The sequence below is a fragment of the Candidatus Poriferisodalis sp. genome, assembly GCF_965204195.1.
Taxonomy (GTDB): Bacteria; Actinomycetota; Acidimicrobiia; order Acidimicrobiales; family Poriferisodalaceae; genus Poriferisodalis.
The window spans coordinates 1,755,687-1,770,404 of record NZ_OZ241975.1 but is presented as its reverse complement, the minus strand read 5'-3'; the positions used below and the strand labels follow the sequence as shown (position 1 = coordinate 1,770,404).

The window sequence follows — 14,718 nt, the reverse complement described above, 5'->3', positions numbered from 1 at the left end:
AGGGAGGATCTCCGCAATGAAATCGAAACGATGGACCAAGCTGCTGTTGCTACTAGCAGCATTCGCATTATTCGCTGCTGCGTGCGGCGACGATGGCGATGACGACGCCACCGAGACCGCCGAAACAGAGGCTCCCGCCGCCACGACCGAAGCCATGGTCGAAGAAGAGCCGATGGAAGAAGAGATGTCGATGACCCCCGGTGAGGGTGTCAGCGTCACCATGGGCCGCGCCAACTGGAGCACCGGCTACTTCCAGGCAGAGCTCTACAAGCAGCTGCTTGAGGAGCTGGGCTACACGGTGAGCGACCCGGCCGAACTCGAGCTCGGGCCCAACCTCGGCTACATCGCCATGGCTGAGGGTCAGATGGACTTCTGGGCCAACAGCTGGTATCCGGGGCACTTGGCATGGCTCGCAGGCGAGCTGCCTGACGGCTCACTCGTCGGCGACCACCTGACGGTGCTGGGCGAGGAGATGATCGCCGGCGGCCTGCAAGGCTTCCTGGTGACCAAGTCGTTCGCGGACGAGTTCGGCGTGTACACCATGGATGCGCTGAACAGCAACGCCGACGCACTGGCCGCATTCGACGAGACTGACCCGGTGCCGGGCAACGGCATCGCCGACATCTTCGGCTGCCCCGAGTCGTGGACCTGCGACAACATCATCACCAACCAGATCCTGTTCTCGGGCTGGGACAACATCAACCAGACGATCGCCGGCTATGACGCCATGTTCGCCCAAGCCGTCGACTCGGCTAACGAGGGCGTCCCGATGGTGGCCTACACCTGGACACCGTCGGCGTACATCACGCAGCTGCGTCCGGGCGACAACGTGTACTGGATGGGTGTTGACGAGATCCTCGACGACTCCAACCCCTCTGGCACCGAGGGCGGCGAGGAGCACTCGCAGCGTGGCGAGGACGGCACTGGCGGCTATGCAGCCATCGGCCCGGACCAGTGCCCGTCAGCGGCCGACAATGCTGACGGGCTGTGCCCGATCGGCTGGATTGCGGCTGACATCCTGGTCACCGCCAACAACGACTTCCTCGCTGCCAACCCGGCAGCGGCGGCATTGCTCGAAGCAGTGAAGCTGTCGGTGATCGAGGTGTCGCTGGCCAATGTGGAGCAGGGCGAAGGCGCTGCCCCGGGTGATCTGGCTACTGACTGGATCGCCAACAACCGGGCCACGGTTGACGCCTGGCTCGACGCAGCACGCGCCGCTGCGTAAACCTCTGAACGCAGCCGCAGCCCAGCAGGGCTGACGGCTCAGGCGCACAACGGAGGGCGCCGGACTGCGGTCCGGCGCCCTTCGCGCGCTAGGGCGCTGCTCAGTCCTCGAGTTCTGGGAGGGCCGGCGGAGCGTTCGAGGCCGTGACACGGGCCAACCCGCCGTCCACCACCAGCGTCTCGCCAGTGACATAGCGGGAGGCATCCGATGCGAAGAACAGCACCACGTCGGCGATGTCATCGCCGAAGCCCCAGCGCTTGAGCGCAATCTGCCCGGCGAGATCGTCGATGAGGCCTGGCACGTTGTTGCGTGCTTCCTCCCAGATGGCGGTCGCTATCAGACCGGGCGCGATCGAGTTCACCCGGATGCCGTCGGGGCCCCAGTCCGCTGCAAGTGCTCGAGTCATGGCGTCTACGGCACCCTTCGTACCGGAATAGGCGACGCGGCCGAGCGGTCCGTGCACACTGGCCACAGAGCTGATGTTGATCACCGAGCCGCCGCCGCGGGCGATCATCGACGGTGCGAGCCCGATGCTCAGCATCGCCAACGAGCGCACGTTGATCGAGAAGACCAGGTCAAAGTCGGCCTCGGTGAGCTGAGCCGGTGTGCGCCGCATCGGAATGCCCGCGTTGTTGACCAGCACGTCGACGCCGTCGACCTCGTTGAGAATTCGCCGAGCCAAGTCGGTGCCCGCTCCGGCTGGAGCGAGATCGGCAGTCAGAACCACCGGATCGTGCAGCAGCTCATCCGCGATGCGTTCCAGATCTGCCGTGGTGCGACCGGTCAGCACCACCCGGGCACCCGCGCCGTCCAGTGCTCGCGCGCTGGCTTCGCCGATGCCCCGGCTTGCCCCGGTGACCACTGCCACCTTGCCGTCCAGCCGCGCACTAGCCGGCCCGGGTACGTACGAATCGCTGCTGTTCGCCATAGGCGGCAACGTAGCGTTCGCCGCCTTCGCCGACAGATCTCGACGCGGCCCGACGGCAGCTCCGTTTGCAGATGTCTCGAGCCGCGCCCTCCGGCTCAGCCGCGGTGCGAACCCTCGTCGAGCTTGTAACCCTCAGCAGCGACCTGCTCGATGCCCTTGTCGACCGGGCTCGTGCGATGGGCAGGACCCGTTCCTGTCCCCCGAGCGACGTGTGAGGATTCTTTGATCGTCCGGGCGGCCTTCTCGAAAGGATGTGGTTGGCGCCGTGAGCTTTTGCGAGATATGCCCGACAAGAACGAGCCGATTTCAGACCGGAAACGACTGATTCGAGATTGCTTTCGACGACCCACGTCATTCCCTTTCCGGCCTCAGAGCCACCACTGGCGAGCCTACAATGCCGGTTTCACCGACTCCCCGCGGGGCCCGGCTCAGGGGGTGTGTGCGGCGAGGAATGCGGCGAATTGGTCCATCGCCTCGGTCCGCCCGCTGCCGTCCATCCAGTCCTCGATCAACGTGGAGTTGGGTGCAGCCTCATGGACGATCCGCGACGACGATTCGGGGTGATACAGGTCGCTGCCGAGCAGCACCAGCAGCGGCGTCTGGACGGTTGCAACAAAATCGCGGTCCACGTTGAACAGGAAATTGTCACCGTCGTACATGTTCGAGCGGAACTGGTCCCAGGCCGCGTCGTCGGCCTCAGGATGGTCATCGCGGATCACCTGTGCCCAGTCGTCGAACATGTCGTAGAAGGCGTGACGGTTCTCGTCGAGCCCGATGGTCTGGAACAGCGTGGCGCTCGCGACCCGCTCGGGCGCCGCCTGGATCAGCCCCATGATGTAGGGGCCGCCGATGCACATGCCCGCCAGGTGAAACTGCTCGCAGCCGAGATGATCCATGAGCGCAAGCTGGTCGGCCGTGTAGGTGGCCCAACCGTCGTCGGCCGAGACCGGCGCTGTCGAACGGCCCGCGTTGCGCTGGTCCATCGCTATCACCCGGTACCGGTCGGACAGCTGAGTGATCGGGTTCCAGGGGGTCTGCTCCCAGAACGACGCCGCCGAGCGCATGCCGCCCGGAGCGATCAGCAGCAGGGGAAAGCCCGAGCCGTAGTCGTCGTAATGGATGTCCACGGAGCCACGTGTGAAATTCGCCATGGCGAGAGTCTGCACTATCGTGCGGCGGCGATGATGCGCTTGACCACCTCTGACGGTGAACACGCAGTGCTCCATGATCTCGGCGGGCGCGGAACGCCCCTGCTCCTGACGCATGGCAACGGCCTCAACGCCGGCATGTGGGCCACCGTGGTGCCTCACCTGCAGGACACGTTCCGCTGCTGGGGACTGGACTTCCGGGGGCACGGTGCCTCGCGTCCGCAGCACGACGACATGTCGGTGGAGCGGGCGCGCTTCGTGGAAGAGGTACTGACCGCAGTGAACGCCCTTGGCGGCGAGCCCATGCTGGCCGCCGGCCACTCGCTGGGGGCCGCCAGCCTGCTGCTCGCCGAGCTGCAGCATCCGGGCAGCTACCGGGGCTTGTACCTGTACGAGCCGGTGCTGGTGCCCGACGGCTTCCCGATGCCCGATTCCGACCACGAGCTCGTGGTGGCGTCGCGGCGTCGACGGATCCGCTTCGCCACGATCGACGAGGCGTACGACCGCTTCGTCTCCAAGCCGCCGTTTTCTGGCTGCGAGCCCGAGGCAGTGCGGGCCTATGTCGAGATCGGCACCTACCCATCAGGCGACGACGCTGTGCGGCTGTCGTGCTCGGGCGATACCGAGGCGCGCATCTACGAGTCGGGCGAGCCGGTCGACTACAGCGCCTTCAACGCGGTGATGTGCCCCACGGTTGTCGCCCGCGGCGACTCCCCCGCCATGTGGAACACCATCCCGCCCCAGGTCGCGCAGCCCATCGCCGAGTCGCTCGGCAACGGCCGGCTCGAGGCTTTCGCCGAGCTGAGCCATTTCGGCCCCATGGAGAACGGCGAGCGCGTAGCCAAATCCATCCGCGCCCACCTGGGACCTCTCGTCGCCGCCTAAGCGGCGAGCAACAAGCCCAGGCCGCCTAAGCGGCGAGCAACAAGCACTGCGCGGCGTAGCCGCGAGCCGCGCCGCCTAAGCGGCTGCTGGGAGCGAATCGGGATCGAGGTTGTAGAGCTCGAGGACGTTGCTCCAGACCATCTGTTCCTTCTCGTCATCAGGAACGCCCGAGAGAATCTCATCCAGGATCGGTCGCGAGTTCGGCCAGATCGAATCGTGGTGCGGGTAGTCATTGCCCCACAGCAGGTTGCTGACACCGATTGAGTGCCGTGTCGCTACGCCCTCCACGTCATCCTCGAAGGTGACCCAGAAGTTCCGGTCGAAGTACTCCGACGGCTTCATGGTGAGCTCGTCGGACACCTCCCACGGCGTGCGGTACGCCGCGTGGTCGAGGCGCTGCTTGAAGTGGCCGACCCAGCCGGTCTCGTACTCGGCGCAGACGAAGCGCAGGTCCGGGAAACGCTCCACGACCCCGCCGCAGATGAGGTCGATGATCGTGTTGGCGATGGTGGTGTGGGCCAGCGTGTAGCCCTTCAGGTGGCCACCCGGCGTGCCCCAATGCTCGGGCATGCCGCCCTCGAGGCTGGACCCGGTGAAGATGTGCATGGTGAGCGGCACGCCGAATTCCTGGGCGCGGGCCCAGAACGGGTCGAAGTCGGTATGGCAGTACGGCTTGGCTGGGTCGACGTGGGCCGGGATGGCGAATCCGCGCACGCCGAGCTGCGCTGAGCGGTCGATTTCGGCGATGGCCCGCTCCACGTCGGGCAGCGGCAGGCAGCCGACGCCGATGAGCCGGTTGCGATCCACCGAGCAGTAGTCGAGCACCCAGTCGTTGTGATTGCGGAAAGCGGCGTCGCGCACCTCGTCGTCGGGAATAGCGAACGTGAACATCGACAGGCTCGGGTACATAACCTCGCCGACAATGCCGTCCTGGGCCTGCTCGTCGAGCCGGGCGGTCGGATCCATCACGCCGGGGTTGAAGCCGTCGTATCCCTGCTCGATGCGAGCGTGGGTGGCCGGGTCGGACAGGCTGGCGCCGGCGATGCCCAGCCGGCCGACCGGCACCGGGCGGATGCCGCCGGGGAGCACGAGCCAGGTGCCCGGCTTGTCGTTGTAGTCCTTGCTGATGAACGGTGCCCGATCGCCGAACCTGTCCGTCAGTCCCGCATAGATCTCGGCTGCCTCGACCACGTGCGAGTCACACGAGTAGTACCGCATGGTTCTCCCCTGCTTCTGCTTGAGCGTCCGCATGCCCGGTGGCCCCCGGTGCAGACGGACCGCGCGGCCAACAGTACCAGCGGCCTCACTTGCACTCCCAAGGCACGACGCCACTGCACAGGTGCTCTCGCGTTCGCTGTGCCCGTCTGCGCCTCTTGTGAAACAGTGTCGCCATGCGTGCATTGGAAGTGCAGTCCCTCACAGGCCCGGCCGGCGTCGCCGTCGTGGACGCTCCCGAACCGGTGGCCGATGCAGACGGCGCATCGGTGATCGTCGACATCGTCTGCGGCGGCGTGTCGTTCCCCGACCTGCTCCAGAGCCAAGGTCTCTACCAGTACCGCCCCGACCCGCCCTTCCGACCGGGGATCGAGGCCGCAGGCGTGGTGCGCTCGGCAGCCGCCGATTCGGGCTACTCACCCGGCGACCGCGTGTGCGTGTGGTCGAACGGCTGCCTGAGCGAAGTGGTGGCAGCCAAACCCCGCGACCTGTTCACGCTGCCCGAGGAACTCTCCTTCGAAGAAGGTGCCGCGCTGGTCATGAACTACCAGACGGCCGTGTTCTGCATGATCGACCGGGCGGGCCTGCGCGAGGGCGAGTCGGTGCTGGTGCTGGGCGCATCGGGCGGCGTGGGCACCTCAGGCATCCAAGTGGCCAAGGGGGTCGGCGCCGGGCCGGTGATCGGCTTGGTCTCCACCGAGGCAAAGGGCGAGATCGCCCGGGCGGCCGGCGCCGATCACATCGTGCTCATCAGTGACACCTGGAAGGACGAAGTGCGCGAGCTCACCGGCGGCCGAGGCGTCGACATGACCTACGACCCGGTGGGCGGGGATCGCTTCCTCGACGGGATCCGGGCGCTGGCACGATTCGGGCGGCTCGTCGTGGTGGGGTTCGCGGCGGGCGAGATCCCGACCGTGAAGGTGAACCGGCTGCTGCTGCGCAACGTGAGCCTCGTCGGTGCCGCCTGGGGCGAAGCCGTGGCTGCTGACCCGACGATCCCCGCCCGCATTCACGAACGCCTGCTCGGCATGATCGAATCGGGTGCCGTGAAGCCGCCCATCGGGCAGGTGCTGCCCTTCGAGCAGAGCGCCGAGGCCTACCGGCTGCTCGACGAACGCGAAGCCGTCGGCAAAGTGCTCGTGCGGATGCGGCCCGACCCCGCTTAGCCAGCAGGGAAGTCGCGGGCCAGCAGGGCCATCGACACCGCCACACAGGCCGCGTCCTCACCGACGTTGTGGCCTCCGGCGCCCTCGCTGCGGGCTACGGCCTGTTCGGTGTTCTCCACCGTGACCAGGCCAAAGCCGACCGGAATGCCCGTCTCCAGCTGAACGGCCATCACGCCTTGCGCGGCGCCCTCGCTGACCAGCTCGTAGTGGGTTGTCTCCCCACGGATCACGGCCCCGATGACGACGACCGCATCGACCTGCCCGCTGCGAGCGAGCACCTGTGTCGCGAAAGGGATCTCGAAACAACCGGGCACCGTCACCTCGGTTGTCTCAGCGACGCCGAGCTCATCGAGGCCTCGCCGGGCACCGGCTGCCAACCGGTCCACGATCTCGGCGTTCCAGGTCGCCCGCACGATGCCGACGCGCAGCCCCGCACCGGCTCCCGCCGGCGGCCTGCCGCCACGCTGGTCGCCACTCGCCACGCCTGCACGGTAGCCCCGCAGCCTTCCGCGACGACGCGCCTACGCTGGGCCGATGGCAGGCGCACGCGCCCGGCTGGCGGCCGACATCGGCGGCACGTTCACCGACATCGCGCTGGAGGTCGACGACGTCAGCGGCGGCGGACCGGTGCTGCACACCGCCAAAGTGCTGACGACGCCTGACGCGCCGGCCGACGCTGTGCTCGACGGCGTCGAGCGTGTGCTGCGTGAGGCAGGCGTTATGCCCGCGGAGGTTGGCGTGTTCATCCACGGCACCACCCTCGCCACGAATGCCCTCATCGAACGCCGGGGCGCACGCACGGCACTGCTGACCACGCAGGGCATCCGCGACTCGGTCGAGATGGCGCACGAGAACCGGTTCGAGCAGTACGACCTGTACATGCGCCGGCCCGAGCCGCTGGTGCCGCGCAACCGCCGCATCGGCATACCCGAGCGGCTCGCCGCCGACGGCGCGGTGCTGCTGCCGCTGGATGAGCAGGCGGTGCGGGCCGCAGCGGCATCATTGGCAGCCGACGGCGTGACCAGCGTGGCCGTCGGCTACCTGCACTCGTACCTCGACGCCCGCCACGAGGAGCGCACCGCCGAGATACTGGCCGAGTGCTGGCCCGAGGCGACCGTCACTCTCTCCAGCGAGGTCTGCCCCGAGATCCGAGAGTACGAGCGCTTTTCCACTGCGTGCGCCAACGCCTACATCGCACCGCTGGTGAGGCAGTACCTGGCCGATCTCGATGCACGGCTCGCAGCGCTGGGATTGGGCTGCGAGGTGTTCCTCATGACCTCCGGCGGCGGGCTGGGGACGCTCGCTGAGGCGCTGCGCTTCCCGGTGCGACTGATCGAGAGCGGACCCGCAGGCGGCGCACTGCTGGCCTCGGAGATCGCCCGCGGCCTCGACTGCGAACGAGCCCTCAGCTTCGACATGGGCGGCACCACGGCGAAGCTGTGCATCGTCGAGGGCGGTCATCCCCGCACAAGCCGGGAATTCGAGGTCGGCCGCGAGTACCGCTTCCTGGCCGGCAGCGGGCTGCCCCTGCGCCTGCCGGTGATCGAGATGGTCGAGATCGGGGCCGGCGGCGGATCCATCGCCAGCCTCGACGCGCTCGGGCGCATCACCGTCGGTCCGGCCAGCGCAGGTTCCGAGCCGGGTCCCGCGGCCTACGGGCGCGGCGGAACAGAGCCGACGGTGACCGATGCCGATGCGGTGCTGGGCCGGCTGGCACCGGAGCGGTTTGCTGGTGGCACGCTGACGTTCGACGTCGACGCCGCTGCCAAGGCCGTCGGGACTGCGCTGGCGGAGCCGTCGGGTCTACAGACGACGATCTCTGCCATCGGCATCTCCGAGGTCGTCGACGAGAACATGGCCAATGCCGGTCGTGTTCACGCAGCGGATCAAGGCTGCGATATCAGCCGCGGGACGCTCATCGCATTCGGCGGAGCGGCGCCGCTGCACGCGGCGCGGGTAGCCGCCAAGCTGGGCATCGACGACATCGTGGTGCCTGCGGGTGCAGGCGTGGGTTCGGCCATCGGCTTTCTGGCCGCGCCGGTAGCGCACGAGTCGGTGCGGACCCGCCATGCCCGCGTAAGCGAGCTGACAGTAGCCAACCTGGCAGGGCTGCTCCGGGAGATGGCCGACGAGTCGAATGCGATCGTGCACGCTGCTGCGCCCGGTGCCGAGACGGCCACGCACGTGCGAGCCCTGATGCGCTACCGCGGTCAAGGCCATGAGATCACCGTCGATGTCGACGCTGCAGCGCTGCTCGCCGACGACATCGACAGCCCGAGCGACGCCGAGGTGCGCAACCAGCTGCGCACCTCGTTCACGAAGGCCTACCAGCAGCTCTACACGCGCCACATCGGCAACCTTGAGATCGAGATCCTGAGCTGGCTGCTGGAAGTCCGTACCCCGCAGGCCCCCGCCGTCTCGCTGCATCCGACCGTCGCCGACGAACCGGTTGTCTCCGACGCGACTGCGCTCGTCACCGACACCACAACTGGCCGAGCCGTCCCCCATGCAGTCTTCGAGCGCGACACCCTCACCGAGGGCGCGTGGCTGGCCGGGCCTGCATTGATCACCGAGGACCAGACCACGACCTTGCTGCCCGCTGGAGCAGTGGCAACAGTCACGGCGGGTGGGCACTTGCGGCTCACCGGTGTCTCGGCGCCGCATACGGCCGCCGATGCCACTGCAGACCTCGACGCGGTACGGCTGGGCGTGCAGTGGAACCGCCTCATCTCGGTGACCGAGGAACAGGCACGGGCGCTCGTGCGTGCTGCCTTCAGCACCTCGACCCGGGAGGCCGGCGACCTGTCGGCAGGCATCTTCGACCCCCAGGGGCGGATGCTCGCCCAGTCGGTCACGGGCACGCCGGGCCATGTGAACTCCATGGCTTACTCGGTGCTGCATTTCCTGGATCGCTACCCGGCGTCGGAGATGCGCCCGGGCGACATCTTCCTCACCAACGACCCGTGGAAGGGCACCGGCCACCTGTTCGACATCGTGGTGGTCACGCCGGCGTTCCTGCGCGGCGAGTTGGTGGCGCTGTTCGCCTGCACGAGCCACGTGGTGGACATCGGCGGCGCCGGATTCACCACCGACTCGAAGGAGGTGTACCACGAGGGCCTGTACCTGCCGATCCTGAAGTTCGCCACCGACGGCGTGTTCGACCCGAACGTGGTGGCGATCATCGAGGCCAACGTCCGCGACCCGGTGCAGGTCATCGGCGACATCCACTCGCTGGCTGCCTGCAACGAAACCGGTGCCGCCCGCCTCATCTCGATGATGGACGAGTACGCCATAGCCGACTTGGATGAGCTGGCGGAGCACATCATCACGTCGTCGCACCGGGCCATGCTCGATGCGATCGGCGAGCTGCCGAGCGGCACGTGGAACTCCACCATGCGCGTCGACGGCATGGAGCATCCCATCGACATCGTGTGCTCGCTGACCGCCGGGCCCGACGGAATCGACGTGGACTTCGACGACACCGGCCCGCAGTCGAGCTGGGGCATCAACGTGCCGATGGCCTACACCGACGCCTACACCTCATTCGGCGTGCGCTGCATCATCGGCCCCGACATCCCCAACAACACGGGTTCACTCGATGCCGTGCGGGTGCGAGCGCCCGAGGGCTGCATTCTCAATGCGCCCCACCCCGCAGCGGTGAATGTTCGTCACGTCATGGGCCAACTGCTCCCTGATGCCGTGTTCGGCTGCCTGAGCCAAATAGTGCCCGAGCGGGTGCCGGCGGAGGGCACGTCGTCGTTGTGGAACCTGCTCGGCACGGGCATGTGGGAGCCCGACACCGGCGTCGGCGCGACGAATCGCTCCCGCACAACGGTTGGGCAATCGGGCGACGAATCCGACCGGCGCAAGCTGGAGCGGTACATCCTGATGAGCTTCCATTCGGGCGGTGCCGGCGCCCGCCCGCAGGCCGACGGCCTGTCGGCAACGGCCTTCCCGAGCGGCGTGCGCAACATGCCGGTGGAGGTGAATGAGATCGGCTCGCCGCTCGTGTTCTGGCGCAAGGAGTTCCGCACCGATTCCGGCGGGCAGGGCAAGTACCGGGGCGGGCTCGGCCAAGTCATCGAGCTGGAGAACCGCCAAGCGCGTGATTTCTCCATCAGCGCGACCTACGAGCGAACCGTGTACCCGGCGCGCGGCCGGCACGGCGGCGGACCCGGCGCGCTGGGCCGCCTGTCGCTCGACGACGGCACGGAAGTGCGCTCCAAAGGCCGCTCGGTGATTTCCGGCGACCGTCGCCTGATCGTGGAATTCCCGGGTGGCGGCGGCTTCGGCGACCCCGCTGAGCGAAGTCCCGAGGCCGTGGCGCGTGACCGTCAGCTCGAATTCACTTCGGCAGGTGACGCGCCGGTGCGATAATCCTGCGTTGGAGCTGGCCGTCAGCTCCTGAGTCTGCCGACGAACTTTTGGGACGCATCTCGATGAACGCATCAGCAGAGACCACCGCCGTCGCCGAGGCTGCGAGCAGCGACCCGGTGCGCCACCGCAGCACCGCCGAGCTGGAAGCGGCGCTGCCGCACATTCGCGGGGCGCCCCGCAGCGCCGGCACGATCCATCTCATTGTTCGCCGCCCTGGCGAAGATGCCCGCGAAGTGCTCGACGTGGCCGAGATCAACGATGCCGAGGGCGTCGCGGGCGACACGTGGAACCAGCGAAGCTCGCCGACATCAGCCGATGGCGGGCCGCACCCGGATGCACAGATCACCATCATGAGCACCCGTGCGGCGGCCGCCGTCATCGGACCGGTCGAACGCTGGCCGCTCGCCGGCGACCAGATCTACGCAGACCTCGACATCAGCCATGAGACGCTGCCCGCCGGCGCCCAACTGAGGCTCGGTGATGCGATCCTGGAGGTCACGGCCAAACCGCACCGAGGCTGCGCCAAGTTCGCAGCCCGCTTCGGCCGCGACGCCCTGCGGTTCGTGAACACCGGCGAAGGCCGCGACCTGCGCATGCGGGGCGTCAACTGCCGAGTCGTCCAGCCCGGCACCGTCCGCACCGGCGACCCCATCACCCGCCTCTGACCCGTCTCCGTGTCTAGGCGGTGAGGCCCAGCCGAGATTTAGCCAAGCGTGGCTCGACGCCGCAGTCAGCGCAGCCGCAGACGCGCTGCGGAAGCTGGAGACAGCTAGGGCACAGCTTCCTGATTCAGTGCTCGGTGAGCGTGTCACCGATGGAGCGATCCGGCTCGCTTGGAGCGTATGGGCGCTGCCATCTCGAGCGCTGGTGACGACTGCCAAGTGATCATCCTCACCTGCACTCCGGGCCGCTACGAACATGTCGGCAACGCAACGGTGGTCAGCCTGCCGAAATTGTCGCAATCGGAGCGAAGCTGAGACGTGCCCTGCGTTCCAGGAATGATCCATGGCGCGTTTGGGGAATGTCCTACAGCGCGTTCTGGGAATACTCTGCTGCCCGTCTTGGATCGTCTCCGGCGAGAGCAGGGGCAGGAGGCGACTGTGAACGGCCTGCTGCCGGCCGACTGCGAAGTTCTACTTTGTAGAAGTTCGCAGTCGGCGCTTGAGCGGAAGTGCGGCGATTGGCCCCGCTGCACCCGTACTCGGAATGCCACGTGAAGGTTCCCGCCTGCAGCTGACGCCGCTGCTACAACTACTTAGTCTAGTCGCTAGACTAAGTTCATAAGCGTCGTTGCAGCGAAAATAACTTGAAAAGGCTGAGAAAGCATGACATCGTCATCAATGGTGAACGTGCACGAGGCGAAGACACACCTGTCGAAGCTGCTCAGCCGAGTCGAGGCCGGTGAGGAGATCGTGATTGCGCGGGCGGGCAAGCCGTGTGCCCGTCTCGTTCCGTATGTGCCAGCCGCGACTCGACGGATGCCGGGCAGATTCCGCGGGCTGAAGATCCCGCCGGAGTTCTTCGACCCCTTGCCCGACGATGAACTCGCTGCGTGGGAAGGCGAATGAACGACCTCTTGCTCGACACCCATGCGCTGTTGTGGTGGTGGGCTGATCATCCATCGCTTTCACCAGTCGCCCGCGAAGCGATTTCCGATTCAGATGCTCTGGTGTTCGCGAGCGCGGTGAGCGCATGGGAGATGGCCACGAAGTCAAGAATGGGCCGACTCGGCGATTTCATTGAGCTCGTTCCGCATTTCGGCGCATCAGTAACCGCCGACGGTTTTCTACACCTGCCCGTCATACATGAGCAGGCACTCCGGGCAGGCAGCTACGAGGCCGCGCACAAGGATCCATTCGACCGGATGCTGGCGGCGCAGGCCGAGATCGAATCGTTGACGCTCGTCACGAGGGACCCGGCATTTGAGGAATTTCCCGTCGCCACTCTCTGGTGAGGCGGACAGCAGCGTCCCGGCGGTGTGGCGAGTTAGGTGAGCGGGGCGGTAGCAGGGACCTGTGAGGGGCGGCTGAAGACCTCGTCGAGCAGGGGGCGGAAGTCTTCGGCAGCCAGGTTGGGGTACTTCGGGTCGAAGCAGTTCTGGTCGTAGTTCTCGCAGAAGTCCACGCAAGCGTCGTAGTGGGGCGAGGTCTGATACTGCTCGCGGGCGTCTCGGTCGCCACCGAGGTGGTGGAAGTAGTAGTAGCCCTGAAACAGGCCGTGATGGGCGATCACCCAGTGCGTGCGCTCGTCGACATAGGGCTGCAGGACGGCAGCACCGGCGGCGCTGTGATTCTCGGGCGCGAATGCGTCACCGATGTCATGCAGGAGGGCCGCCGCCACGAGGTCGGTCGATTCGCCGTTTCGCAATGCCCGGGTTGCCGATTGCAGGGAATGGTCGTAGCGGTCGATCGGGTACCCCAGCGTGGGTCCCCGCAGGCATTGCAGGATGTTCAGCAGGTTGTCGACCAGTCCCGTTCGGACGTGCGCGTAGTGCTGACTGTCCAGGAACGCGTAGTCGTCAGCGGTGCCGTGCTCCATTGCCGTCCAGGACACGATGCGGCCGGTGTCCCGATTGCTCATGGCAACCCGATCCGTCAGCCCTTCACAGGTGTGCGCCAGCCGAAGGGATCGGGCGCAGCACCGACCTGGATGTCGACGAGTGCCTGGCGCAGCCGCATCGTGTTGCGGCCCGGTTGGCCGTCGCCCACAGTGAGCGTCTTGCCTTCGAACAGGATGGTGCCGACGGGGGCGAGCACCGCGGCCGTTCCCGACAGGAACGCTTCGCCGCGCTCGGCCCACTCGACCAGCTCCTCGGGGTCGATCGAGCGCTCCTCGACCTCGTAGCCCAACGACGCGGCCAGCTCGATCACCGACGACCGGGTGACACCGTGCAGGAACGACTCGTCGAGATGACGGGTCACGACCCGCTGGTCGTCGGCCAGGAAGAAGTTGGATGCCCCGGTCTCGGTGATGTCTCCGCCGGTGGCGAACAGCATCTGGTCGATGGCCTCGTTGCCGGCCATGGCATCCAGCGTGGGCGCCAGCGCCATGGCGTAGTTCCCGCCGCACTTCACCATGCCGAACTGCGGGACGGTACGGGGAATGTCGGTCTCCACCAGCAAGGTCAGCGGCCGGACGCCGCCCTTGAAGTAGTCGCCCACTGGGCAGTTGACGACGTACAGCAGCGCGCTGCGCGTCGGGCGGGCCGCGGCACCGATGTCGGGCTCCGTGCCGATGAGCGTCGGGCGAATGTAGAGCGAGCCGGGCGGGTCGGGAACCTCACCCGCGTTCGCCTCCACTGCGTCCACGCACATCTGATGCAGCACACCGCCGTCGATGGCCGGCAGCCGCAGCCGCTGCGCGCTGGACACCATGCGTTCCACATGCCGGTCCAGCCGGAAGATCGCCAGCGAGCCGTCCACCTGCCGGTGTGCCTTCAGCCCTTCGAAGATCGCGCTGCCGTAGTGCAGTACGTGCGCCGCCGGGCTGATGGAGAAATCGCCGAACGGCTCAGCTCCCCCGCCGTAGACGTACGGGCCGTCGTCGGCGCGGGCTGTGGTCATCCAGTCACAGAAGATGGTCCCGAAGGGGACCGTAAACGGGTCGGGCTTGTCAGTCACCGGCGCTCCATGGGGATGGCTTGGGCGTTGCAGTCGTCCAAGACATCCGCAGCGTATCGCCGGGCCCTGTCCGCATCGGGGAGAATTCGGTGCCGATTCGTCTGGTCGGACGCACCAGCCCGGTCCGGCAGGGCCGTCGTTGCGTACGCTGCGG

General features: G+C 67.1%; 13 protein-coding genes. 7 read left to right on the top strand and 6 right to left on the bottom strand.

The annotated features are described in order from the left end of the window. Window positions 1-16 precede the first annotated feature (16 nt). Window positions 17-1,225 (top strand): glycine betaine ABC transporter substrate-binding protein, encoded by a 1,209-nt coding sequence (locus ACOGI8_RS07810; protein WP_419856306.1) that lies wholly within the window; start codon window positions 17-19, stop codon window positions 1,223-1,225. Window positions 1,226-1,325: 100 nt separating this feature from the next. Here ACOGI8_RS07810 and ACOGI8_RS07805 read toward each other — a convergent pair whose 3' ends face one another. Next, the gene (locus ACOGI8_RS07805; RefSeq protein ID WP_419856305.1) at window positions 1,326-2,153 is read right to left on the bottom strand and encodes an SDR family NAD(P)-dependent oxidoreductase; all 828 of its coding nucleotides are present in this window, start codon (window positions 2,151-2,153) and stop codon (window positions 1,326-1,328) included. Window positions 2,154-2,581: 428 nt separating this feature from the next. Beyond that, window positions 2,582-3,304 (bottom strand): alpha/beta fold hydrolase, encoded by a 723-nt coding sequence (locus ACOGI8_RS07800; protein WP_419856304.1) that lies wholly within the window; start codon window positions 3,302-3,304, stop codon window positions 2,582-2,584. Window positions 3,305-3,334: 30 nt separating this feature from the next. Between ACOGI8_RS07800 and ACOGI8_RS07795 the strand changes: the two genes are divergently transcribed. Further along, the gene (locus tag ACOGI8_RS07795) at window positions 3,335-4,186 is read left to right on the top strand and encodes an alpha/beta fold hydrolase (protein WP_419856303.1); all 852 of its coding nucleotides are present in this window, start codon (window positions 3,335-3,337) and stop codon (window positions 4,184-4,186) included. Window positions 4,187-4,261: 75 nt separating this feature from the next. Here the strand turns inward: ACOGI8_RS07795 and ACOGI8_RS07790 are convergent, their stop codons facing one another. Next, complete coding sequence (locus tag ACOGI8_RS07790; protein WP_419856302.1) at window positions 4,262-5,404, bottom strand: amidohydrolase family protein; 1,143 nt, start codon at window positions 5,402-5,404, stop codon at window positions 4,262-4,264. A 173-nt stretch (window positions 5,405-5,577) separates the two neighbouring features. On the opposite strand from ACOGI8_RS07790, the gene ACOGI8_RS07785 reads away from it, so the two are divergent. Next, window positions 5,578-6,567 carry an NADPH:quinone oxidoreductase family protein gene (locus ACOGI8_RS07785; RefSeq protein ID WP_419856301.1) on the top strand — a complete coding sequence of 330 codons (990 nt, stop codon included), beginning with the start codon at window positions 5,578-5,580 and terminating at the stop codon, window positions 6,565-6,567. On the opposite strand, the gene ribH is transcribed toward ACOGI8_RS07785, so the two are convergent. After that, on the bottom strand, window positions 6,564-7,049 hold the full coding sequence (gene ribH / locus ACOGI8_RS07780) for a 6,7-dimethyl-8-ribityllumazine synthase (protein ID WP_419856300.1): 486 nt from the start codon (window positions 7,047-7,049) through the stop codon (window positions 6,564-6,566). The genes ACOGI8_RS07785 and ribH overlap by 4 nt on opposite strands. 52 nt (window positions 7,050-7,101) lie before the next feature. Between ribH and ACOGI8_RS07775 the strand changes: the two genes are divergently transcribed. The 4 genes from ACOGI8_RS07775 (at window position 7,102) to ACOGI8_RS07760 (ending at window position 12,898) form a co-directional block, all read left to right on the top strand. Beyond that, window positions 7,102-10,944: a hydantoinase B/oxoprolinase family protein gene (locus ACOGI8_RS07775; RefSeq protein ID WP_419856299.1), complete on the top strand. Its 3,843-nt coding sequence runs from the start codon at window positions 7,102-7,104 to the stop codon at window positions 10,942-10,944. Between the two features lie 62 nt (window positions 10,945-11,006). Beyond that, the gene (locus ACOGI8_RS07770; RefSeq protein WP_419856298.1) at window positions 11,007-11,609 is read left to right on the top strand and encodes an MOSC domain-containing protein; all 603 of its coding nucleotides are present in this window, start codon (window positions 11,007-11,009) and stop codon (window positions 11,607-11,609) included. Between the two features lie 660 nt (window positions 11,610-12,269). Continuing rightward, window positions 12,270-12,512, top strand: a complete 243-nt coding sequence (locus ACOGI8_RS07765) for a type II toxin-antitoxin system Phd/YefM family antitoxin (protein ID WP_419856297.1) — start codon at window positions 12,270-12,272, stop codon at window positions 12,510-12,512. Continuing rightward, on the top strand, window positions 12,509-12,898 hold the full coding sequence (locus tag ACOGI8_RS07760) for a type II toxin-antitoxin system VapC family toxin (protein WP_419856296.1): 390 nt from the start codon (window positions 12,509-12,511) through the stop codon (window positions 12,896-12,898). Before ACOGI8_RS07765 ends, ACOGI8_RS07760 begins: the two co-directional genes overlap by 4 nt. Window positions 12,899-12,930: 32 nt before the next feature. Here ACOGI8_RS07760 and ACOGI8_RS07755 read toward each other — a convergent pair whose 3' ends face one another. Then, window positions 12,931-13,524, bottom strand: a complete 594-nt coding sequence (locus ACOGI8_RS07755) for an HD domain-containing protein (RefSeq protein WP_419856295.1) — start codon at window positions 13,522-13,524, stop codon at window positions 12,931-12,933. 14 nt (window positions 13,525-13,538) lie between these two features. After that, window positions 13,539-14,564, bottom strand: coding sequence for a branched-chain amino acid aminotransferase (locus ACOGI8_RS07750; protein ID WP_419856294.1), 1,026 nt, complete (start codon window positions 14,562-14,564; stop codon window positions 13,539-13,541). Window positions 14,565-14,718 lie beyond the last annotated feature (154 nt).